This is a genomic window from Amycolatopsis sp. NPDC024027, from assembly GCF_040638975.1.
Lineage (GTDB): Bacteria > Actinomycetota > Actinomycetes > Mycobacteriales > Pseudonocardiaceae > Amycolatopsis.
Genome location: NZ_JBEZYY010000034.1, coordinates 57996 through 78447 on the forward strand (window position 1 = coordinate 57996; position 20452 = coordinate 78447).

The 20452-nt window shown below is 72.5% G+C and carries 19 protein-coding genes; 11 read left to right on the plus strand and 8 right to left on the minus strand.

Annotation, left to right across the window (positions count from 1 at the left end; genetic code table 11):
• Nucleotides 1-477: 477 nt before the first annotated feature.
• Both AB0F52_RS46780 and AB0F52_RS46785 read left to right on the plus strand, forming a co-directional pair.
• Nucleotides 478-1062, plus strand: coding sequence for an RNA polymerase sigma factor (locus AB0F52_RS46780; RefSeq protein WP_360185480.1), 585 nt, complete (start codon nucleotides 478-480; stop codon nucleotides 1060-1062).
• Nucleotides 1052-2086, plus strand: a complete 1035-nt coding sequence (locus AB0F52_RS46785) for a CU044_5270 family protein (RefSeq protein ID WP_360185483.1) — start codon at nucleotides 1052-1054, stop codon at nucleotides 2084-2086. The genes AB0F52_RS46780 and AB0F52_RS46785 overlap by 11 nt, the downstream gene beginning before the upstream one ends.
• Before the next feature lie 86 nt (nucleotides 2087-2172).
• Here the strand turns inward: AB0F52_RS46785 and AB0F52_RS46790 are convergent, their stop codons facing one another.
• Nucleotides 2173-3882, minus strand: coding sequence for a sulfatase-like hydrolase/transferase (locus tag AB0F52_RS46790; RefSeq protein ID WP_360185486.1), 1710 nt, complete (start codon nucleotides 3880-3882; stop codon nucleotides 2173-2175).
• 372 nt (nucleotides 3883-4254) lie between these two features.
• On the opposite strand from AB0F52_RS46790, the gene AB0F52_RS46795 reads away from it, so the two are divergent.
• The 6 genes from AB0F52_RS46795 to AB0F52_RS46820 all read left to right on the plus strand — a co-directional run bounded on the left by AB0F52_RS46795 (nucleotide 4255) and on the right by AB0F52_RS46820 (nucleotide 9561).
• A complete protein-coding gene (locus AB0F52_RS46795; protein WP_285992297.1) occupies nucleotides 4255-4449 on the plus strand; it encodes an antitoxin in 195 nt (64 codons plus the stop codon).
• 75 nt (nucleotides 4450-4524) lie between these two features.
• Complete coding sequence (locus AB0F52_RS46800; RefSeq protein ID WP_360185489.1) at nucleotides 4525-5688, plus strand: VanZ family protein; 1164 nt, start codon at nucleotides 4525-4527, stop codon at nucleotides 5686-5688.
• A gap of 315 nt (nucleotides 5689-6003) precedes the next feature.
• The gene (locus tag AB0F52_RS46805; protein WP_360185491.1) at nucleotides 6004-6402 is read left to right on the plus strand and encodes an ATP-binding protein; all 399 of its coding nucleotides are present in this window, start codon (nucleotides 6004-6006) and stop codon (nucleotides 6400-6402) included.
• On the plus strand, nucleotides 6389-8032 hold the full coding sequence (locus AB0F52_RS46810) for a PP2C family protein-serine/threonine phosphatase (RefSeq protein WP_360185494.1): 1644 nt from the start codon (nucleotides 6389-6391) through the stop codon (nucleotides 8030-8032). Before AB0F52_RS46805 ends, AB0F52_RS46810 begins: the two co-directional genes overlap by 14 nt.
• Nucleotides 8033-8122: 90 nt before the next feature.
• On the plus strand, nucleotides 8123-9211 hold the full coding sequence (locus AB0F52_RS46815; RefSeq protein WP_360185496.1) for a B12-binding domain-containing protein: 1089 nt from the start codon (nucleotides 8123-8125) through the stop codon (nucleotides 9209-9211).
• Nucleotides 9208-9561, plus strand: coding sequence for an STAS domain-containing protein (locus tag AB0F52_RS46820; protein ID WP_360185499.1), 354 nt, complete (start codon nucleotides 9208-9210; stop codon nucleotides 9559-9561). The genes AB0F52_RS46815 and AB0F52_RS46820 overlap by 4 nt, the downstream gene beginning before the upstream one ends.
• A 14-nt stretch (nucleotides 9562-9575) precedes the next feature.
• On the opposite strand, the gene AB0F52_RS46825 is transcribed toward AB0F52_RS46820, so the two are convergent.
• Entirely contained in the window at nucleotides 9576-10283 is a 708-nt protein-coding gene (locus AB0F52_RS46825) for an SDR family oxidoreductase (RefSeq protein WP_360185501.1), read from the minus strand.
• A gap of 72 nt (nucleotides 10284-10355) precedes the next feature.
• Here AB0F52_RS46825 and AB0F52_RS46830 point away from each other — a divergent pair, with 72 nt between their 5' ends.
• Complete coding sequence (locus AB0F52_RS46830; RefSeq protein ID WP_360185504.1) at nucleotides 10356-11075, plus strand: sugar isomerase domain-containing protein; 720 nt, start codon at nucleotides 10356-10358, stop codon at nucleotides 11073-11075.
• A 158-nt stretch (nucleotides 11076-11233) separates the two neighbouring features.
• On the opposite strand, the gene AB0F52_RS46835 is transcribed toward AB0F52_RS46830, so the two are convergent.
• On the minus strand, nucleotides 11234-13297 hold the full coding sequence (locus tag AB0F52_RS46835) for an MMPL family transporter (RefSeq protein WP_360185507.1): 2064 nt from the start codon (nucleotides 13295-13297) through the stop codon (nucleotides 11234-11236).
• A gap of 77 nt (nucleotides 13298-13374) precedes the next feature.
• On the opposite strand from AB0F52_RS46835, the gene AB0F52_RS46840 reads away from it, so the two are divergent.
• Nucleotides 13375-13806: a MarR family transcriptional regulator gene (locus AB0F52_RS46840; RefSeq protein WP_360185509.1), complete on the plus strand. Its 432-nt coding sequence runs from the start codon at nucleotides 13375-13377 to the stop codon at nucleotides 13804-13806.
• Between the two features lie 272 nt (nucleotides 13807-14078).
• Nucleotides 14079-14384, plus strand: coding sequence for a hypothetical protein (locus AB0F52_RS46845; RefSeq protein WP_360185512.1), 306 nt, complete (start codon nucleotides 14079-14081; stop codon nucleotides 14382-14384).
• An 88-nt stretch (nucleotides 14385-14472) separates the two neighbouring features.
• Here the strand turns inward: AB0F52_RS46845 and AB0F52_RS46850 are convergent, their stop codons facing one another.
• The 5 genes from AB0F52_RS46850 to AB0F52_RS46870 form a co-directional block, all read right to left on the minus strand.
• The gene (locus tag AB0F52_RS46850) at nucleotides 14473-15099 is read right to left on the minus strand and encodes a DUF4360 domain-containing protein (RefSeq protein ID WP_360185515.1); all 627 of its coding nucleotides are present in this window, start codon (nucleotides 15097-15099) and stop codon (nucleotides 14473-14475) included.
• A gap of 184 nt (nucleotides 15100-15283) precedes the next feature.
• Nucleotides 15284-16156, minus strand: coding sequence for a spermidine synthase (locus AB0F52_RS46855; RefSeq protein ID WP_360185518.1), 873 nt, complete (start codon nucleotides 16154-16156; stop codon nucleotides 15284-15286).
• Complete coding sequence (speD, locus tag AB0F52_RS46860) at nucleotides 16156-16515, minus strand: adenosylmethionine decarboxylase (RefSeq protein WP_091311046.1); 360 nt, start codon at nucleotides 16513-16515, stop codon at nucleotides 16156-16158. The genes AB0F52_RS46855 and speD overlap by 1 nt, the downstream gene beginning before the upstream one ends.
• A complete protein-coding gene (locus AB0F52_RS46865) occupies nucleotides 16508-17656 on the minus strand; it encodes a type III PLP-dependent enzyme (RefSeq protein ID WP_360185521.1) in 1149 nt (382 codons plus the stop codon). The genes speD and AB0F52_RS46865 overlap by 8 nt, the downstream gene beginning before the upstream one ends.
• Nucleotides 17657-17678: 22 nt before the next feature.
• Entirely contained in the window at nucleotides 17679-20222 is a 2544-nt protein-coding gene (locus AB0F52_RS46870; protein WP_360185524.1) for a DUF5127 domain-containing protein, read from the minus strand.
• Nucleotides 20223-20452 lie beyond the last annotated feature (230 nt).

The following is a 20452-nucleotide window of genomic DNA, read 5'->3' on the forward strand; positions in this document are numbered from 1 at the left end:
CCGGGTCCAGATTTGTCCGGTCTTCTGTCCGGAATTCCGCGATGTCCATCCACTGTGGACTTTAAGAACGGCTTGCCGCACAGGCATTTCCCCGCGCACGATCGAGGCGCGGACCGGCCGGCAGGCCCGCCCGCGCCGGGTCACCACCCCTTCGTCGCGGCGTTGCAAAAAGGTCTGAACCAAGTAGAACACGGCTTCGGGGCGACGAGACCGGACGCGAGTCTGCCGGGCACCGGACGTGCCCGGCAGACTCCCCTCACGAGCGCACCCCACCGGCGGAACGCGACATCGGAATCCGGTCGCGCCACCGCGCGCGAATCGGATTTCGGCGACCTGGTACGCGACCACCCGGCTGCGGATACCGGTCCACCAGCCCATCCGGTGTGACCGGAGTCACGGGAACGTGCTGGGCGTGGCCGGACAGACGGTTATGTGGAGACAAGAATACGGACCGGGGTACGCGCGGGTGATCACGATGTGTTCGCCGAGCTGTTCGATCGCCACGCCGGCGGGGTGTACCACCATGCCTTCCGGCTGACCTGGTCGTGGTCGACGGCCGAAGACGTGGTGGCGATGACGTTTCTGGAAGCGTGGCGGCTGCGGCACAAGGTCGAGCCGGAGGGCGGGTCGTTGTTGCCGTGGCTGCTGGGGATCGCCACGAACGTCGCACGCAACACCACTCGCGCCGCGCGCAGGTATCAGGCCACGCTGACCCGGTTGCACGCCGACCCGCCGACGCCGGACTTCGCCCAGGAGGTGGTCGACCGGGTCGACGACATCCACGCCGTGGCCGCGGCGCGGGCGGCGTTGGAGCGGCTTCGACCAGGTGAGCGGGAGGTTGTGGCGCTGGTGGTGTGGGCCGGGCTCGACCAGGCCTCGGCGGCGCAGGCGTTGGGCATTTCCGTGGGCACGGTGCGATCCCGGCTGTCACGTGCTCGGGCGAACCTGAGAACGACGCGTGACTCCACGGCCGCACGGGAACGCCGTCGCGGGAGCGGACAGGTACAGGGCAGCCACACCACAGTGGCCCGGCCCGGACAGGAGGCACGTGATGAGCACTGACCACAGGCGCGACGAGAACATCGTCACCGACGTAGCCCGGCTGCTGCCGACGCCACCACGGCGGGATCTGCCGGCCAGTCGCCGTCACGCGGTCAAGGAGCTGGTTTTGAGCGAGATCACGCCAACCCGCGGCACCGTCGACGACGACGCACCACGCCGAAGGCGCCTGCGCCGCAGAGTTCTGCTGCCCGCGCTCGGCACGGTCGTCGCAGCCGCAGCCGTCGGGGTCGTCGTCGCCGTCAACCGTCCCGCTCCGGCACCGGTACCGCCCGATGCGACAGCGGACTCGCCGGCGGTCCGGCTGCTGGCACGTGTCGCCGCCGTCGCGGACAAGCGACCTTCGCCCGCGGTGACCGACACCAGCTACGTGTACGTCGACACCATGCAGGCGTTCACGGGCTCCAGTGCCACCGTCGACCAGAACGGCAACCTGCACGAGGACCCCGCGTCCACAGTGCTGGACAAGCCACGACCGCGGCAGGTGTGGATACCGGTCGCCGACCTGTGCGAGAAGAGTTTGCTGCGTCAGAACGGCCGCGACGTGGACATCACCGATCGCGGCGGATCCTGCCCGGATCAGGGCAGCCTGAACAGGCCCACCTACCGGCTGCTCGCCTCCCTGCCCACCGACCCGCGCGCACTGCTGGACCGGATCCACACCGAGACCAAGGGACACGGCGCCACCCCCGACCAGGAAGCATTCGTCACGATCGGCGACATGCTCCGGGAATCCGCCGCGCCGCCGCGGATCACCGCCGCGCTCTACCGAGCCGCCGCACTGATCCCCGGGGTCACTTCCGTGCCCGACACCACCGACGCCGCTGGTCGCCGCGGCGTCGCTGTCGCCCGCGACGACGGCTTCGTCCGCACGGAATGGATCTTCAACGCCGCCACCGACGAACTGCTCGGCGAGCGTGACGTGCTCACCACGGACAGCCCCGGCCGCGGCCGGGCAGGCGACGTCGTCGGCACGACCGCGATCATGACCAAAGCCATCGTCGCCGGTATCGGTCGGACATCATGACCCAGCCGCGCCAGTAGCTCCGACAGGTGATTGTGCCGTGCGCGGGTCGGCAAGCGCACGGCACCGGGAGCGTCCGAAGAGGACGGTCAGCGGGCGAAGGCGTTGAGGAAGCGGTCGCGGAAGGAGTCCATCTTCCAGATCGGCGCCTGCGCGCCCGGGTGGAGGCCGTCCTGCCAGCCCCAGCCGGCGATCCGGTCGAGGACCTTCGGGTCCTTGGCCACGATGGTGATCGGCACGTCGTGGACCGCGCCCTGCGGGGTGACCACCGGCGGCTGGTGGTCGCCGAGGAACACCAGGACCGTGTTTTCGTCGCCGTACTGCTTGACGAACGAGATCACCGTCTTCAGGGAGTAGTCGGTCGCGTCGCGGTAGGCCTCGCGGATCTTCTCCGGGTCCTTCCAGACCGACTCCGGTGCTTCGCCCGCCGCGGGCTGGGGGGTGAAGACCGAGCCGTCGCCGACCTGGTTCCAGTCGACCAGCCAGGGCCGCGGCGACCAGGGCGCGTGGCTGGAGACGAGGTCGACCTCCGCCATCACCGGCTGCTTCGCCGCGTTCGCGAGCTCCTTGCGCTGCAGCATCGAGAGCGAGAACTGGTCGGGCATCGTGGCGTAGGCGTAGCCCGGCCCGTGGTACCCGATGGAACGGGCGTCGTAGTAGGCGTCCGGGTGGTAGAACTTCTGCCCCTCCGGCCAGTCCTTCGTGTGCGCGGGCACGTCCCAGACCGTCCGCCAGCCCGCCCGCTGGAACGCCCCGCCGAGGGTCAGCCGGTCGCTGGCGAGGAGGTCGTTGTACCGCTGCTGGTTGTCGATCCACATCCCCGACTGCACGGTCGAATGCGCCAGCCAGCTGCCGCCGCCGAACGTCGAGGACGACAGGAACGCGCTCTTCGCGCCGATGCCCGCCGCGCGCAGCTCGGCGGTGCCCGCGTCGAGCGTCGGGCCGATCTTCGCCCCGATGACCGGGTCGTCGAGCGCGACCCGCCCGTAACTCTCCACGAAGGTCAGCACGACGTTCTTGCCGCGCAGCCCGTTCAGCAGCTGCGCGCCCGGGGTGGCCCGGAACGCGTCGTCGGCGGCCACCTCCCCGAACGGCCGCTGGTCCCGCAGGTCGGCACCGACCTGGCGCAGGTCGCCGTAGGCCAGCGCGGCGGCGCTCTGCGCGGCGACCGGCTGCCCCGGCGCGAGCTCGACGCCGAACACCGAGGCGACGATCCAGACCACGGCGAGGACGGCCACCACCCGCGTCGCGCCGGTCCGCCGTCCGGCGGCGACGCGGCTCAGCCGCAGCATCGCGAGGACCATGAGCACCATGACCGCCACCGCGAGCAGGCCGGCGGCGATCAGCGCGGCGATCGTGGCCGCGTTCCCGATCTGCCCGGCCAGGAACTCGACGCCGGCGTGGAAGAAGCTCCAGTCGTAGATCGGGTCGAACGGCTTCTCGAGGGTGGCGTAGAAGCCGGTGTCGAGCGCCTTCATCAGGGTGAGCAGCCCGAGCCCCAGCCCGGCGAGCACGGCGGCGACGCGACGCGGCCGCAGCGGCAGGACCAGCAGGAACGCCCCGATGACGAGCCCCTCGACGGGCACGCGCACGAGCGCCGCGGCGGAGAACGAGCTGAGGTCGTCCGGGGCGAGGAGGCCGAACAGCACGAGCAGCGCGGCCAGCACGGTGAGGACCCGGCTCGCGATGACGTGGCGCCGCCGTCCGGGCCGGGGCAGCCCGAAGTCGGGCAGGGCCGCCCCCGGGACCGGGGTGCGGCGGGCGCGCCGCCCCAGCGGCAGACCGATGTTTCCAACCATGGCGAGCCTCACGTCGTGGTGCACGGTGGTGACCGCCGGCCCGTGCGGCGGGGCGGCGATCGTCACCGGATATACGAGCCGGGGCGGCGCGCGGTTCACCCGCCCCGCTCTCCCCACACCGCCGGTGGCCGGAGGTACTCCCTTTCCGGGACGATCCGGACGATCAGCCGCCCGGAAGCGCCGCCCGTACCGACCGGCGCTCACAAAAGGGATCACCCTTACCCGAGCCCGGCCGCGGCAAACCCCCGCACCCCGTCTTTCACCCGCGGAAGCACCCGGAATCCCCGGGACGAGGGAAGGAGCGTTGCGGGCCCGCGCCGCCGGTGTTCTCCTCGGGGTGTCCGAAGATCGGATTACCGATGGAGGCCCACGATGAATCTGTTCGACAAGGCGAAGGAAGCGCTCGGGAAGCACCCCGACCAGGCCGACCAGGGCGTCGACAAGGCCGCCGAGGCGGCCAAGCAGCGCTTCGGCGACCACGCCGACAAGATCGACCAGGGCTCGGACAAGGTGAAGGATTACCTGCACAACCAGGGCGGCGGGCAGCAGGAGGCGCCTCCGCAGTGAGCCCGGCCCGGTGCTCGCCCAGTCGTCCGGGGGAAGCACGCTTCGCTTCCCCCGCGGCTGGGTACCACCGGCTCCGTGGTCGCCACCTATCTCGTCCCCGTCCGGACTGCCCTGCTCCTTTTCCCGCTCCTCGTGCTGGCCGTCATGCTCCCGGCCGCCTTCGTCAGCTACCGCCGCCGCGGCCGCGCCGGCGGCTGGCCGACGTTCGTCTTCTACACCTTCCTGTTCTACCTGCTGGCGATCGCGACGCAGACGGTGCTGCCGCTGCCGGCCGACCCGGCGTACTGCGCGGGTCACACCTACGCGAGTTCTCCGCAGTTGCGGCCGTTCTACTTCGTCGAGGTGGTCTCCCAGCGGGCCCGCGGCCACTGGAGCCCCGGGGCGCTGCTGCACAACCCGGCGGTCTGGACCACCGCGCTCAACGTCGTGATGCTGGCGCCGCTGGGGTTCTACGTCCGGTACGCCCAGCGGATGCGGCTGGTGCCCGCCGCCCTGATCGGCTTCGGCGTGTCGCTGTTCTTCGAACTGACGCAGCTGACCGGCCTGTGGTTCCTCTTCCCGTGCCCGTACCGGCTCTTCAGCGTCGACGACCTGATCCTCAACACCGCGGGTGTGGTCGTCGGCTGGCTGCTGGCCGGCCCGCTCGGGCGCCTGCTGCCCTCGGCCGAACCCGAGCACGACCGGCGCTACGCCGCCAGGGTCACCTTCACCCGGCGGCTGTTCGCGCTGGCCACCGACCTGCTCGGGTTCGCCGCGCTGCTCGGGTTCCTCTTCGGCCTGCTGACGCTGTTCGGCGAGGACCTGCGCCACCGTGACACGCCGGTCGTCATCCTCGCCCTCGTGTGGTTCGTGGTGCTCCCCGCCGTGACCGGGTCGACGCCCGGGAAGCGGGCGATGCTCCTGCGGGTGACGCGCCGCGGCGGCCGCCGGGCCGGACCGATCGCGCTGCTGGTCCGCAACGGCGTCCTGCTCTCGCCGCTGTGGCTCACCTGGCTGCTGCTGGACCTGGACCACTGGGACCTGGGCAACCACCCGGAGCGGCTGCTCCTGCCGGTCGCGCTGGCCGCGTCGGTGTTCGTCGTGGGGGTCTGGACGCCGCTGGCGGTGCTGCTGGACAACGAGCACCGGGCGCCCTACGAGCGGCTGACCCGCACCGTGAACGTCGCCGTCGTGCCGCCGGCCGCCGCGGAACCGGTCCCGGCGCCCGCACCGCCGCAGGAAGTCCTTAAAGGACGGTGAGGGGAGACCGTGCCGCCCGGGGTCGACAGCGCTGGTAAATTGCCCCCGGAAGGGGTTGAGCCGCCAGCCCGGATCCCGGTTCCCCATCCTGGAGTTGTCGATGACCAGCGACGCAGCGCGGCCCCGCCGGCGTTCCCCGGGTGACGGCTGGTCGCTCGAAACGCGCGAAGCGGCGGGCGTCCCCGCAAGCGAAGCGGTCGAAACCTCCTGGGATGCGGCATGACGACCTCGGACACGCGTGTCGGCGAGCCCGGTTTCGGGCATGAAGAAGGGGAGAGCCTCCCCGCGGAGGCCGGCACGGCGAAGGAGGCCGACGTGAAACTCCGATTTACCCGGCACGAACTCGGCATCTCCCCCGAGCTTTCCGAACTGGCGCGGGTCCGCCACTGGGTCCGGACGGTCCTGCGCGGCTTCCCGGCGCACTTCGTCGGCACGGCGGTCATGGTGGTGGACGAACTGACGTCGAACGCGCTGCGCCACGGCCGCGCGCCCTACCACGTCCGCCTGCTGCCCGGCGCCGCCAAGCTGCGGATCGAGGTCGACGACAGCGGGGGCGAGCCCGCTCGCCGCCGGGCGCCGTCCGACCACGGCGGGCGCGGGCTCCTGCTGGTCGAGCGCTGCGCAGCGGCTTGGGGCCAGCTGCGCCGGCCCAGCGGCAAGACCCTGTGGGCGGAACTGGCCACCGACCCGGATCCGGCGGGTGCCCGTGGTTGATCCGGCGCGCACCGCGCCCGCCGTCGCGATCGACGGCACCGGGGGCTGGGCGGCCGCGCCGGCCGCGGCCGTGGTGATCGACCGTTCCGGCACGATCCGCGCGCTCAACGAGGCTGCCTGCCTGCTGTTCCCCGCCGCCGGTGCCGGCTGCCCCGCGGCGGGCACCGTCGCGGGGTGGCTGGCCGGCGCCCACGACCGCGGCTCGCCCGACGTCGTCCGCGGCGAGGTCGATGAGCGCGCCTTCGCCGCGCACCCGGTCCCGCACGGCGAGGCGGTGACCTGGTGGCTCGTCGACGAAACCGACGCCCGCTCGGCGCGCGAGGCGCTGGCCCGTGAGCGGGAGCGCACCACGTTCCTCAGCGACGCCTCCGCCGCGCTGCTGGGCTCGCTCAACCTCGACCGCTGCATGGAGGTCGCCGCCCGGCTGGCCGCGCAGCACCTCGCCGACGCCGCCCTCGTCCTGGCCCCCGCCGCGGGCGCGAGCTTCCCGGCCGTCTCCTGCGTGCGCGGCGGCGAGCCCGCCCGGGCCCGGCTGGACATCGACCCGGACGAGCTGCCCGGGCTCGGCGAAGCGCTGCAGGGCTTCCCGCCGGTGCCGTCGCGCTGGCTCGACCCGGCCTCGGCGCCGTCCTGGGTGCTGCCGGACGGGTTCGGGCCGGTCGGCTCGATCGTCGTGACGCCGCTGCCCGGCCACGGCGTCCCCGCGGGCGCCTTGGTCCTGCTGCGCCGCGGCGACCGGGCGTCGTTCACCGACCAGGAAGAACTCTTCGCCCGGCTGTTCGCGGCGCGGGCCGGGGCGGCCATGTCGGCGGCGCGGGTGTTCGCGCTGCAGGCGTCGATCACCGACACGCTGATGCGCGAACTGCTCCCGCCGGCCCTCGAGCAGCTCGGCGGCGTGGAGTTCGCCGGCCGCTACCGCCCCGCCCGCGACGGCGAGCGGATCGGCGGGGACTTCTACGACGTCCACTCGGCGGTCACCGTCGAGGGCGAGGAGTCCCTGGCCGTGCTGGGCGACGTCTGCGGCAAGGGGCTCGACGCGGCGGTGCTGACCGGCAAGATCCGCACCACGCTGCGGGCGCTGCTGCCGATGGCCGGCGACCACCACCGGCTGCTCCGCCTGCTGAACCGCACGCTCGGCGGCAACGCCGACGCCCGGTACGTCACCCTCGTGCTGGCCTCCGCGCGGCGCGAAGGCGCCACCGTCCGGCTGCGGGTGACCTGCGCGGGGCACCCGCCGCCGCTGATCGTGCGGGCCGGCGGCCGGGTCGAGGAGGCCGACACCCAGGGCAGCCTGATCGGGGTGCTGCCCGAGATCGAGTCGGTGAGCGCGGACGTCACGCTGGCGCCCGGGGAGACCTGCCTGCTCTACACCGACGGGATCATCGAGGCGAAGGGCGGCCCGCTCGGCGACGCCATGTTCGGCGAAGACCGGCTGAAGCAGGCCGTGGCCGAGTGCGCGAACATGCCGGCCGACGCCGTCGTCGAGCGCGTGCAGATGCTCGCCTCGCAGTGGATCGGGCGCGGCACCCACGACGACATGGCCGTGCTGGCGATCACCGCGCCGCGCGGCCGGCACCTCGCCGCGGTGGGCGGCCACGGGCGCGGGAGGTACTGTGCCGGCCCGTACTGATCCGACCACAGTCACGGCCGAATGGCTTTGCAGCAACGGTTACGTGCCACGCGAGGGGTCGGCCTGCTTTTGGCCGGACCAGTACGCCGCATGAGCACCGCTACCCGCGGCACCGGGGTGGCCGAGCACGCCGAACGGCTCTGGGACGCCGTCACGACCGGCGACGAACACGCGGCGGGCGACATCGTGGTCCGCGCGCTCGGCGACGGGACCGACCCGGAGAGCGTGCTGCTCGACGTGATCGCCGCGGTGCAGCGGCGGGTCGGCCGGGAGTGGGCGGCGAACCGCCTCACCGTCGCCCAGGAGCACGCGGCGACCGCGATCAACGACCGCGTCATCGCCACCTTCGGCTACCTGGTGAGCCGTCCCGAGCCGCACCTCGGCCGGATCACCGTCGCCTGCGTCGACGGGGAGTGGCACGCGATGCCGGCCCGGCTGCTGGCCGAAGTGCTGCGGCTGCGCGGGTTCGGAGTCGACTACCTCGGCGCGCAGGTGCCGGCCCCGCACCTGGTCGCCCACCTGCACCGGACCGGCCCGGACGCGGTGGCGCTGTCCGGTTCGCTCGCGACCCGGCTGCCGACCGCGCACGCGACGATCACGGCGTGCCAGGCGGCCGCGACCCCGGTCATCGCGGGCGGCGCCGCGTTCGGGCCCGAGGGCCGGTACGCCCGGTTGCTGGGTGCCGAAGCCTGGGCGCCGGATGCGCGGGCGGCCGCCGACCGGCTGGCCGAGCCGCTCCCCCGGCCGCACAGTGCCCATCGGCTGCACGGGGCTTCCCAGCCACTCGACGTCCTGCCGCACCTCGCCGACCAGGAGTACACGCTGGTCACCCGCGGCTCGGGCCGGCTCGTGAAGACCGTGCTGGCCGGCCTGGAGGAGCGGATCCCGGCCATCCGGGCCTACACCGACCTGCAGCGCCAGTACACGGCCGAGGACCTCGCGCACATCGTCGAGTACCTGGCCACCGCCCTTTACGTCGGCGACGGCGAGCTGTTCACCGGGTTCCTGAGCTGGACGGCCGGGATCCTCACCGCGCGCGGTGTCCCGACGGCCTCGCTCGGGGCGGCACTCGAACTGCTCGAAGCGGAGTTGCGCGACTTCCCGCGCGCCACCGGCTTGCTCCGCATCGCACGAACGCACCTGGCGGAGCCGGCCGCCGGATCGGAGCGACCGGCATGACCACCGGGCTGAGCTGCACGTGGACCACCCCGGAGGAGGGCACGGCCCACGTGACGATCGCGGGCGACCTCGAGTTCGCGACGACCGGCACGCTCCTGCGGCTGGTCACCGACCGGCTGGCCGGCCACCCCGGCGTCCGCGAAGTGCGCCTGGACTGCGGCGCGATCGGCTTCTGCGACTCGTCCGGGCTGTCGGAGCTGGTGAAGGTGCTCCGCGTCGTCGCCGACGCGGGGGCCCGGCTGCACCTGGACAACCGGCAGGCCGCCCTGGACCGGCTGCTCACCCGCACCGGCACGGCCGCGTACCTCACCGGCGACGCCGTGGACTCCCGGGCCCGCCGCGACTCCTGAGCCGGTCCGGTGCCTCAGCGGTACGGGTCCTGGCCGACCGGGCGGACGAGGATTTCGTTGACGTCCACCGTGGCGGGCTGGCCGACCGCGTAGAGGACCGCGCGAGCCACGTCGGCGGGGTCGAGCTTGGGGTCCGGGGACCGTTCGGGCGGGATGCCACCGGTGTCCACCAGGCCGGGCTGCACCAGGGTGACCCGGACGCCGGTGCCGACGCACTCGGCGCGGATGGACTGGGCCAGCCCGGTGACCGCCCACTTCGTGGCCGAATACAGGTTGCCCGGCCGCACCCCGCGGCCCGCGGCCGAGCCGGTCAGGACCAGGTGACCGCCCGACTCGACCAGCGCCGGGAGTGCGGCACGGGCGGTCAGCGCGGGCCCGTACACGTTGGCGAGCACCATGTCCCGCCACTCCTCCGGCGGCGCGCCGCGGCGGCCGAGGAACGAGGTCACCACGCTGGTGCCGGCGTTGGCGAAGACCACGTCGAGGCGGCCCCACGTGTCCTGGACCCGGGCGACGAGCCCGCTGAGCTGGGGCCAGTCGGTGACGTCGCAGGCGAGCGGCCAGACCCGGTCGGAGTCGCCCAGGCGCGCGGCGAGGGCGGCCAAGCGGGTCTCGTCGCGGGCCACGAGGACCAGGCGGTAGCCGGCGTCGGCGGCGAGCCGGGCGGTGGCGGCGCCGATGCCCCGGGAGGCACCGGTGATCAGGAACACGGGATCGGTCACGAACGCAGACTAGCCAGCGAGCCCCAGAATGGTCTAGACCATAGGGACCTCAGTCACCCGCAAGGAGATCCCGTGGACTTTTCCGCCGACTTCGGCACCGCCGTGCGCGAGCACCTCCGCATGGCCGAAGACCGCAACGCCGCCACCCTCGAAGAGGTGGCCGCCCGGCTCCTCGACGTCGTCCGCGCCGGCCGCCTGGTGCACACCGCGGCCGCGGGCCACAGCCTGGCCGCGGTGCTGGAGACGTTCTACCGAGCCGGCGGCCTGGCCTGCGTGCGCCCGCTGTTCCACCCCGGCCTGCTGCCCCTGCACGGCGCCCAGGCCAGCACCCAGCTCGAACGCGTCCCCGGACTGGCCGCGACGATGGTCGCCCAGGCCCAGGTCCGCCCCGGTGACGTCGGCGTCATCTTCTCGAACTCCGGCGTCAACGCCTTCCCCGTCGAGCTCGCGGACGAACTCAAGAAGCGGGGCGCCTACGTCGTCGCGTTTTCCTCCCGGCCCCACATGGACACCGCCCCGGCGCGCTCCTTCGCCAAACTCGGCGAGCTGGCCGACGCGGTTCTGGACACCGGCATCCCACCCGGCGACGCCGTGGTCCCCACCCCCAGCGGAACCACCGCGGCCCTGTCGACCCTCTGCTCCACCTACCTGTGGAACCTCCTGCTCGTCCACCTGACCACCCTGGCCGGCGACCTCCCGGTCCCCCTCTGGCAGAGCTCGAACCTGCCCGGTGGCGACGCCGCCAACGAGCGTTTCCTCGACCAGTACCGAGCCCACGTGCCGATGCTCTAGCCGCGCGGGGTCAGGACGGGCCACGAGGGCCTCCGGACAGAGGACGTGGTTCCTCGACAGCTCCACCTCACATCCGCAGGCCTTCCCCCTGTCACACGACAGGCCCCACCGATCACCTCAACTCGGAAAACGTCCCCGGACATCACGGCCGGCGCGCCCTACGCCTCTCGGCGCGCCAGCTTCGACGGCCACCAGATGCGCCGCCCGACGTCGACGGTCAACGCCGGCACCAGCAGCGACCGCACCAGGAGGGTGTCCAGCAGCACGCCGAACGCGACGATGAACGCGATCTGGGCCAGGAACAGGATCGGGATCACCGCGAGCGCCGAGAACGTCGCCGCCAGCACCACTCCCGCCGACGTGATCACCCCGCCCGTCAGCGACAGCCCGCGCAACGTCCCGGCCCGCGTTCCCCGGGTCAGGGCCTCCTCCCGCACCCGCGTCATCAGGAAGATGTTGTAGTCGATCCCCAGCGCCACCAGGAACACGAACCCGAACAACGGCACCACCGGGTCCGCGCCCGGGAAGCCGAAGACGTGGTTGAACACCAGCGCCGACACGCCCATCGTCGCCGCGAACGACAGCACCACCGTGGCGATGAGCAGCAGGGGCGCGAGCAACGACCGCAACAGCAGGGCCAGGACCAGGAAGATCACCAGCAACACGATCGGGATGATCAGCGCGCGGTCGCGCTTCGACGTCTGCTGCGTGTCCAGCTGGATCGCGGTCGGGCCGCCCACCTTGGCGTTCGCCTCCGGGACCGCGTGCACCGCGTCGCGCAGGCGGCCGACGGTGGCGACCGCCGCTTCCGAGTCCGCCGGGTCCGTCAGCACCGAAAGGATCTGGACGCGGCCGCCGACCTCCTTGGGGCGGCCTCCGGGGCCCGGCAACGGGAACGACTGCGCCACTCCGTCTATTGTGGACGCCGCCAGGACCGCCGGCAGCGCGCCGGCGTCGGCGATCGTGATCGCGGGTGCGCCGAGGCCGCCCGGGAAGTGACGGCCGAGGATCTCCTGGCCCGTCCCCGATTCGACGTCGGTCAGGAAGACGTCCGACTGCGCGGTGCCGGACGCCTTGAGCTGCGGCAGGAACGCGACGCCGATCCCCAGCACCAGGGCCGTCACCACCCAGACCGTGCGCGGCCGGCGGCCGACCAGGCGCGCCACCCGGCCCCAGATCCCGGCCGTCTCCGGGTGCGGCGAGCCCAGTGCCGGCTTGAACGGCCAGAACGCGCCGCGGCCGCACAGGGCCAGCGCGGCCGGCAGGAACGTGGTGGACGCCAGCAGCGCGGCGCCGATGCCGATCGCCGCGACCGGGCCGAGGCCTTTGTTGGAGTTGAGGTCGCTGAACAGCAGGCACAGCACGCCGAGCACGACGGTGCCCGCCGACGCCGCGATCGGTTCGAGCGTCGCGCGCCAGGCGAGCTTCACGGCGTCGAACCGGCTCGGCGTGTCGCGCAGCTGCTCGCGGAACCGCGCCACCAGCAAGAGCGCGTAGTCGGTCGCCGCGCCGAAGACGAGGATCGAGAGGATGCCCTGGCTCTGGCCGTTGAGCGCGAGGACGTCGTGCTTCGCCAGCAGGTAGACGACGAGGCTGGCGAGGCCGAGCGCGAACACGGCCGACAGCAGCACCAGGAACGGCAGCAGCGGGCTGCGGTAGACCGCGACGAGGATCAGCGCGACCACGCCGCCGGCGACGAGCAGCAGGATGCCGTCGATGCCGCCGAAGGCCTTGACCAGGTCGGCGATCTGCCCGGCCGGGCCGGTGACGAGCACGGTCAGGCCGTCCGGAGCGCCGCCGAGGCGCGCCCGGACCTCCTTGACGACGTCGGCGGGGTTGCCGTCGGCGAAGACCGGCACGGCGAGCTGCGCGGCCTGGTCGTCCCGCGGCGCCTGCTCCGGTTTGCCGAGCGGACCCGCCACCCCGGGCACGCGCCCCAGCTCCTGCGCCTTGCCGTCGAGGAACTGCCGGTCCGCGGCGGTCAGGCCGCTCGCGCGCTCGGCGACGACGGTCGCGGGCAGCACCTGGCGCGGGCTGAACGCCTTCTGCTCGTCGGCGACCTCCGTGGCTTCGGCCGAGCGCGGCAGGAAGGCGGCGTTGTCGTTCTTCGCCACTTCGCTGAGCTTGCCGGCGAATGGCCCACCGAACCCGCCCAGGCCGAGCCAGGCGATCACCAGCAGGGCCGGGACCAGCCAGCGGAGGCGGCGCGGGTTCTCGTTCATGGTCGCTAAGGTCCTTTCAGGCGCGAACCCGCCCAATTGTTCAGCAAGCTGAACATTTTGCACGACGACCCGGAGTGATGGTGAGCACAACCCCCGAACCCGACCTCGGCACCTGGCCGACCGGCCGGCTGCTGGCGGTGGCCGCGCGGCTGGTGGAGCAACGCTGGGTGGCCGTGCTCGACGGCATGGGCCTCACCCACGCGGGTCTCATCGCGCTGCACACCCTGCGAGACGGCCCGCTCCCCCAGCGGACGCTCGCCCAGCGCTGCCAGGTGACCGACCAGACGATGAGCCGCACCCTCGACCGCCTGGCCAAGGCCGGCTTCGTCGGCCGGGCCGCCGACCCGGCCGACGGCCGCCGCCAGCTGACGCGGCTGACCGCGGCGGGCCGCGCCGTGCACGAGCGGGCCGTGCGGGCCGAACCCGCGCTGCTCGGCGGCCTCGGCGGCGACGACGCGTTCCGCGCCGGCCTGCTGGATCTGATCACCCGGCTGTCCGCGGGCGATTGAGAGCACGCGGGGCTGGGTAGCTCTTCCTACATGTGGATCGCGGTGAGCACCCCAGTGGCCGTCCTGATCGCCACCGTTCTGATGGAGCGGTTCGAACGCCGGTTCCGCTTGGCGCCGAGCGCCGAGACCGAACGCGGTGCGGCCCCGAGCTGACCGGGCACCCTCTCGCGTGATCCGCGTCTCACTCTCCTCCGGAGAGAACCTCGACCGCCCCTCCTTCGACTGACCGGGTAGCTCCGGCTCGACGAGAACCGGGCACGAGGGAGGCAGCGATGACGCACGAAAACCAGCCGCCGAAGGGCGCGCGAGCCACGGTGCGGGTGAGCCCGAACCCGACCACGCACCGGGGCCAGGAAGTGACGATCACCGGGACCTGCGGCGGAGGCACCGGGCTGAAGTCCGTGCTCGGCGGGTTTCCCGACCGGCCCGCACTGGAAAACGTCCGGATCCTCGAGTCCGGGCCGGACCGGTTCGTGGCCAAGGCGAACGTGGCCGGGCACATCGGCAACGGAGTGGGGCCGGTGTTCGTCGACTGCGGCGGCGAAGCGGGCGTGACGTTACTGGTCACCCACGTCTGAGGGGTACGGCAACGGGGTACGGCAAACCCGCTCACCGGCCGAAATCCCTCAGCCGGTGAGCGGGCGCCTCGACAATGACCGCCCTAATTCAGCAGGTCTTCCACGCGAAGTGGTAAATCGTGTCCACGCTCGCGTGCTCGGAATCCATTTCGATGTAACTGCCACCGCCCGAGGAACCGGCGTCCGCCCGCAGTTCCGCATTGACGTTCAGGTTGCGGCTCTCCCCGCACGGGGCGAACACCAGCTCGGCCACGTCGGTGGTGTCGGTGGCCCGCCACACGCCGTGGAACGGGCCGGGGAAGGTGTGCCGCACCCGGGCGGTCGGCGACGTCCCGGTGAAGTAGTAGTTGGCTTGCTCGAGCGCGCTCGCTCCGCTCTCGATGTGCGCGAAGCCGCGGTACTCCACCTCGGCGATCGCGTACGTGAACCCCTGCGGTACGTGGACGAGCACGTTGATCTGGCAGTTCTTCCGGCCTTCGAGCGCGGACACGCCGCCGCCGGCCTTCGCGGTGAAGTTCGTGTACCGCACCGTGAACGAGGTGTTGTCGGACGCGACGTCGGCCGACGCGGTGGCCGTGCCCGCCGGGCAGCCGGAGCCGTTGATCGTCTTGATGTCGAGCGTGATCTTTTCGCTCGGAGCCGAATCCGCCGTGGCATCGACGGGAGCGACGAGGGTGGACAGAATCAATGCGCCTACGACCGACATACCGAGCATGACGCTCCTCCAAATGGGCCACGGTGCCTGGTGGTGATGATGATCGCGCGCGGAGAGGATCGTAGCGCGATCGCAACCTTTTCGACGGCCACTGAATGGAGTAACACGAACACGCACCGAGCGCGGGAAATCCATTTCCCGCTAATTCACGTTTCCCAGGGCTCGATATTCGGGGAATCGAAGGTCAAGACGCCTGGTTCAGACCACCGACGCGGAGGGACCGCGGCGGGGTGCACCCGCCGAGCAGCGCTTCGGCGTCCAGCGTCGCCGCCCCGCTCCCCCGCTCCGCGAACCGCCGCGCCACCAGTGCGCCCGGGTCCTCGACCGGGTCCGCACGGCCGGACAGGAACGCCCACTCGTGTTCGTCGGAGCCGAAGTACAGCACGGCGCCGAACACCTCCCGGAACCGCCGCCAGGACGCCCGCAGCGTCTCGTTGCGCCACAGCGTCGGGCAGCCCGCCTGGCAGGTCACCACCCCGCCCGGCGCCAGCAGGCGCGCGCAGCGGGCGAGGAAGTCCGTGCCGTACAAGCGATTGTGCTGGGCCTCCGGATCGGTGTTCTCGTCCGGCAGGTCGATGGCGATCACGTCGTAGTGCTCGCCCCGGCTCTCGGCCGCGGCGAGGAACGCCCAGCCGTCCGCATAGGACACCCGGACCGGCCCGTCGCCGCGTTCGGCCCGCGCCAGCTCCGCCGGGGTGTAGCCGTAGGGCAGGTGCTCGGCGCAGGCTCGGACGGCGTCGGCGTCGATGTCCACGTGGTCGACCAGTGAAGCGCCGGCGGCGACCGCGAGCCGGCTCGCGACCCCTTCGCTCGAGCCGACGACGAGCACCCGCCGCACCCGCTCGGCCAGCAGCAGCGCGGGCACCATCAGGGCTTCGTGGTACACCAGCTGGCTGGCTTCGGTGCTCTGGCGCTCGCCGTCGCAGAACAGCGAAACCCCTTGCGCCGTCGTCCCGATCAGCACCTCCTGGTACGGCGTGCGCTCGTGGAACCGCACGTCACCGACCTCCCAGACGCGGGTGAGGCCGTCGCCGACCGGTTCGTGGATCAGGGGCATCAGCGTTCTCCCCGGTGGAGGACCGACAGGTGGACCGAAGCGGCGTGCAGCGAGGTCGCCAGCAGCCGCAGGGCGTGCTCGGGATCGGCGCGTTCCCCGCAGGTGAACACGTCGGCGAAGAGCGACCCGTGCTCCGGGTAGGTGTGGACGGACGCGTGCGACTCGGCCAGCAGCGCGATCACCGTGGCGCCCTGGGGCGCGAACCGCTGCGCCACGACGTCGAGGACCGTCGCGCCCGCTTCCGTCACCGCGGCCCGCAGCAGCTCCCCGAGGCGCACCGGGTCGTCGAGCAGGCCCGGGTCGACGCCGTGCAGCTCGGCGAGCACGTGGCGCCCGGTGAACCGGCCGACGTCAGGCATCTCCCCACCGCCCGACGCAGTACGTGCGCAGCGGCTCGATCCCGTTGAACCCCACCGACGCGTAGCTCGCGGTGTAGGCCCCGGTGCCCGGCAGGTCGAGCCGGTCGCCGGTCCGCAGCGAGCGGGGCAGTTCGTACCGCGTCCGCTGGTAGAGCACGTCGTCGCCGTCGCAGGTGGGGCCGGCGAGCACCACCGGCCCGCTCGGGCCGTCGTGCCCGCCCACCGGCTCGAACCGGTAGGCGATCGCTTCGTTCTCGGCCTCGGCCAGGCCGTTGTAGCGGCCGATGTCGAGGTACACCCAGCGCCGGCCGTCCCGGTCGGCGACCAGCACGACCTCGGTCCGCAGCAGGCCGGCGTCCGCGACGAGGACGCGCCCGGGCTCGAGCAGCACTTCGGGGCGCCCGGCCGGGAAGGCCGAGTCGAGCGCCGCCGCGATCGTCGCCGCGTACGCGGCCAAGGGCGGGACGGCGGTGCGGTGGGCGGTCGCGAAGCCGCCACCGAGGTTGAGCCGCGTCATCTCGACGCCGTGCGCCGCGGCCTCGGCGAACAGCTTGGCCGCCGTGGCGACACCGATCTCCCAGGCGGTGACGTCCGGTTGCTGCGAGCCGACGTGGAAGGCGATCCCGGGCCGCAGCCCCCGCGCGGCCGCGCGCAGCACCAGGTCGAGGGCCTCGGCCGGGGCGCAGCCGAACTTCCGGCCGAACGGCGTCGCCGAGTCCGGCGCGTCGAGCACGACGCGGATCGACACCGCCGCGCCCGGCGCGTACCGGCCCAGGTGGTCGACGTCGGCGGGCGCGTCCGAAGTGAACTCCCGGACGCCGCGTTCGAACGCGAAGGCGATGTCCCGCGGTTTCTTGATCGGGTTTCCGTAGGCGATCTCCGCCGGGCCGGCGCCGCGGGCGAGGCACAGCTCGAGCTCCGCCGGCCCGGCCACGTCGAAGCCGATCCCGGCCGCCACCAGCGCGTCGAGCACCGGCGGCGCCGGGTTGGCCTTGACCGCGTACCGGATCAGCGCGCCGGGGAACGCCGCGCCGAACTCCGCCGCCCGGGCCGCGACGGCGTCGGTGTCGACGACCAGGCACGGCGTCGGCGGGTCGCGCTCCTCGAGGAAGCGGCGGATCCGGGTGAAGTCGGCGCACACGGCGCCAGTGTCGCAAACGGCGTCAGACGAACCGCCAGAGGTGGTCCGGCGACCCGTTGTCGTCCCACTGGGTGACCTGCGCGCCGTCCGCCGTGGACTGCTGGTCGACCGCCAGCACCTTGCCGCTGCGGACGTTGACGAGCTTCGACCAGCCGTCGCCGGCGTCGACGATCCGCCAGTTGTGGTCGGGGGTGCCGTTGTCCTGGTACTGCTGGACGTGAGCGCCGTTGTCGAGGCTCTGGTCGTGCACGGCGAGGACCTTGCCGCTGTTGCGGTTGACGACCCGGACCGTGCCGTCGCCGCTGTCCACGACGGCCCAGAGGTGGTCGGCGGTGCCGTTGTCCGACCACTGCGTCACCTCGACGATGTCGCCCAAGGACATGTTCGAGACGGCCAGGACCTTGCCCGACCGCTGGTTCTGCAGCTTCCGCCACCCGGTCGTCGACGCCGCCGGGCGGGTCAGCAGGGCCAGGTAGCCGCCGGCGACCGGGCGGGCCTGGAAGCCGCGCTGGGTGGCGTCGGCGACGACGTACCAGTCGCTGAACGGCACGCGCTGGGGCGTGGTGTTCGCGTAGCTGTAGACGCCCTCGACGAGGGTGGTGCGGATGTTCGGCTGGTCGGTCAGCCACGCCGCGGTCCACAGCTCCCAGTCGGCCTTCGTGTAGTTGTTGCGGGGGTCGAGCACGACGCCGTGGGCGCCCGCCCGCGCCTGGTACCAGGCGGCCTCCTGCGCCGCGACGCCGACCGGGACCAGGTCGAGGCCGAGCACGCGGTCGGCGAAGCCGTTGTACTTCAGGCTCCAGGTACCCGGCTGGTCGTAGGCGAGGCGCAGGTGCTGGCCGTCCTCGGCGAGAGTCACCCACTGGCTGACGTAGCTGCGGGAGATCGACCGGTACCGCTGCACGTCGGCCGCGTTGCCGGTCACGGCGGCGAGCACCCCCATCGCCCCGATGCCGATGATCCCCTTGAGGGCGAGGTTCGCGCTGTGGGCGATGAACCCGGTGAAGTCGTCGGTCTGGTTCTGGAAGCCGGGGTCGAGGGTGTTGGCGACCAGGTACTCCGCCCACTGCCGGAGGATCCGGTAGTGCGCGGTGACGAACGCGCTCGCCTCCGCCGAGGACAGCCGCTGCACCAGCGCGGCCGCCATGATCAGCAGGTTCGCCGACTCCTCGACCGGCATGCTCTCCTCGTTGCCGTCGTTGTGCCCGGTCGCGTCCGGGTAGTGCGTACCGAGGTCGTGTTCGGCGAACGCCATCGGCCAGCCGCCGCGCTCGGCGTAGTCGAGCAGGGGCTCCAGCAGCAGCCGCAGGTAGGCGGGCGAAAGGTAGAGGTAGGCGGGGAACGCCGGATAAGTGACGTCCACTGTGGACATGTTGCCGTTGGAGGAGATCTCCTTGAGGAACGCCCAGGGCGCGCCGCCCCGGTCGACCAGCTCCGTGCCGCCGAACGCCTGACGCAGGGCGAGCGCGCAGATCCCGGCGTAGTGCTCGCCGGTACCGCCGCCCCCGGCCGCGGCGACGGCGTCGTCGTGCAGCCGCTGGTCGATCGCGGTGGCGGCCGACAGCGCGGCGGCGTAGTCGTTCGCGACCCACACCGCCATGTCTTGCCAGCTGCCCCAGTAGTGCGTCCACCAGGGGCGCAGCTCGGTGCCGAGGTAGCGGACGGCGGGCGTGCGGACGTGCCCGATCGCGAGGGTGAACGGGGCTGCCGTGCCGCCGGCCGGGATCGTGCCGAGGTTCTTGTTGAAGGCCAGCACCGGCCAGCGGTCGTTGATCGCGCGGGGCTGCGCGGTGTCGCTGGTGTTGTTCAGGGTGCCCTGGCCGGCCGAGGCGGCGCGCACGAGGGTGTCCGCCCCGATTTGCCAGGTGGTGTTCGACGTTGGCGCCGCGAGCACGAGGGCGCCCCAGCTCGCCTGGTCGCCGTTTTCCTGGAGCACGCCCGGGCTCGCCGGGGTGCAGCTGAGCAGGGTGTAGCCGGCGGCTTGCTGCTGCTGCCAGGTGACCGGGGTGGCGGAGTTGCCGTGCACCCACTCGGCGGAGGTGTCGAAGTGCAGGTCGACGGCGTGCGCGCGGCCGTCGGCGCTCGCGGCCTGGATGGTGACGTACCCGAACGGGACGCACTGGCGTTGCAGGTTGGCCGGGTCGACCGGGGAGAAGAACGTGACGGTGAGGTTCACGCCGCCGCCGTTGAGGACGTAGGTCGAGCGGGTGCCGGTGACCTGCAGGCTCACCTGCGTCATCGGGGTCAGGGCCGGCCCGGACGGCAGGGCGGGGGCGCCGGCGAAGACGAAGGCGGCGCCGTCGATGCGCGCGAGGCCGCACAGCGCGGTGATGCGCCCGGTCCAGAAGCTCGACCAGGTGCCGGGGAGGGTGTCGGCGGGCTGCCAGGTCGACAGGTAGGGCGAGCGGACGATCAGCGGGGTGGCGGGTGGCCGGATCGGGCTGAAGGTCCCGGCGGCTGCGGCGGTCCCGGGCAGCCAGAGAGCGGCGGCAACGGCGGCGGCGGTGCCCCCGGCGAGCCGGAGCAGATCGCGGCGGGTGAGGTGATCGCGTTCTCGGGAGGACATCGGTGGCCCCTTCCAACGGCGTGCGAGCCGGGCAGGGACTTTTTTACATCGTTGATACAACGTTGTAAATCCGCCGAAGGGTCGGTGCGGGGTGGGAGGCGGACCAGCGGAGCCGCAGGTCCGGCCGCCTCCGCAGTGAATGACTCATTCCTGACGTCTGACGTCAGGAATGAGTCCTTGGGTTTTAACGTGTGGTGGTCTTCTTGCCTTGTCGGCTGTTTTTGCGGTGG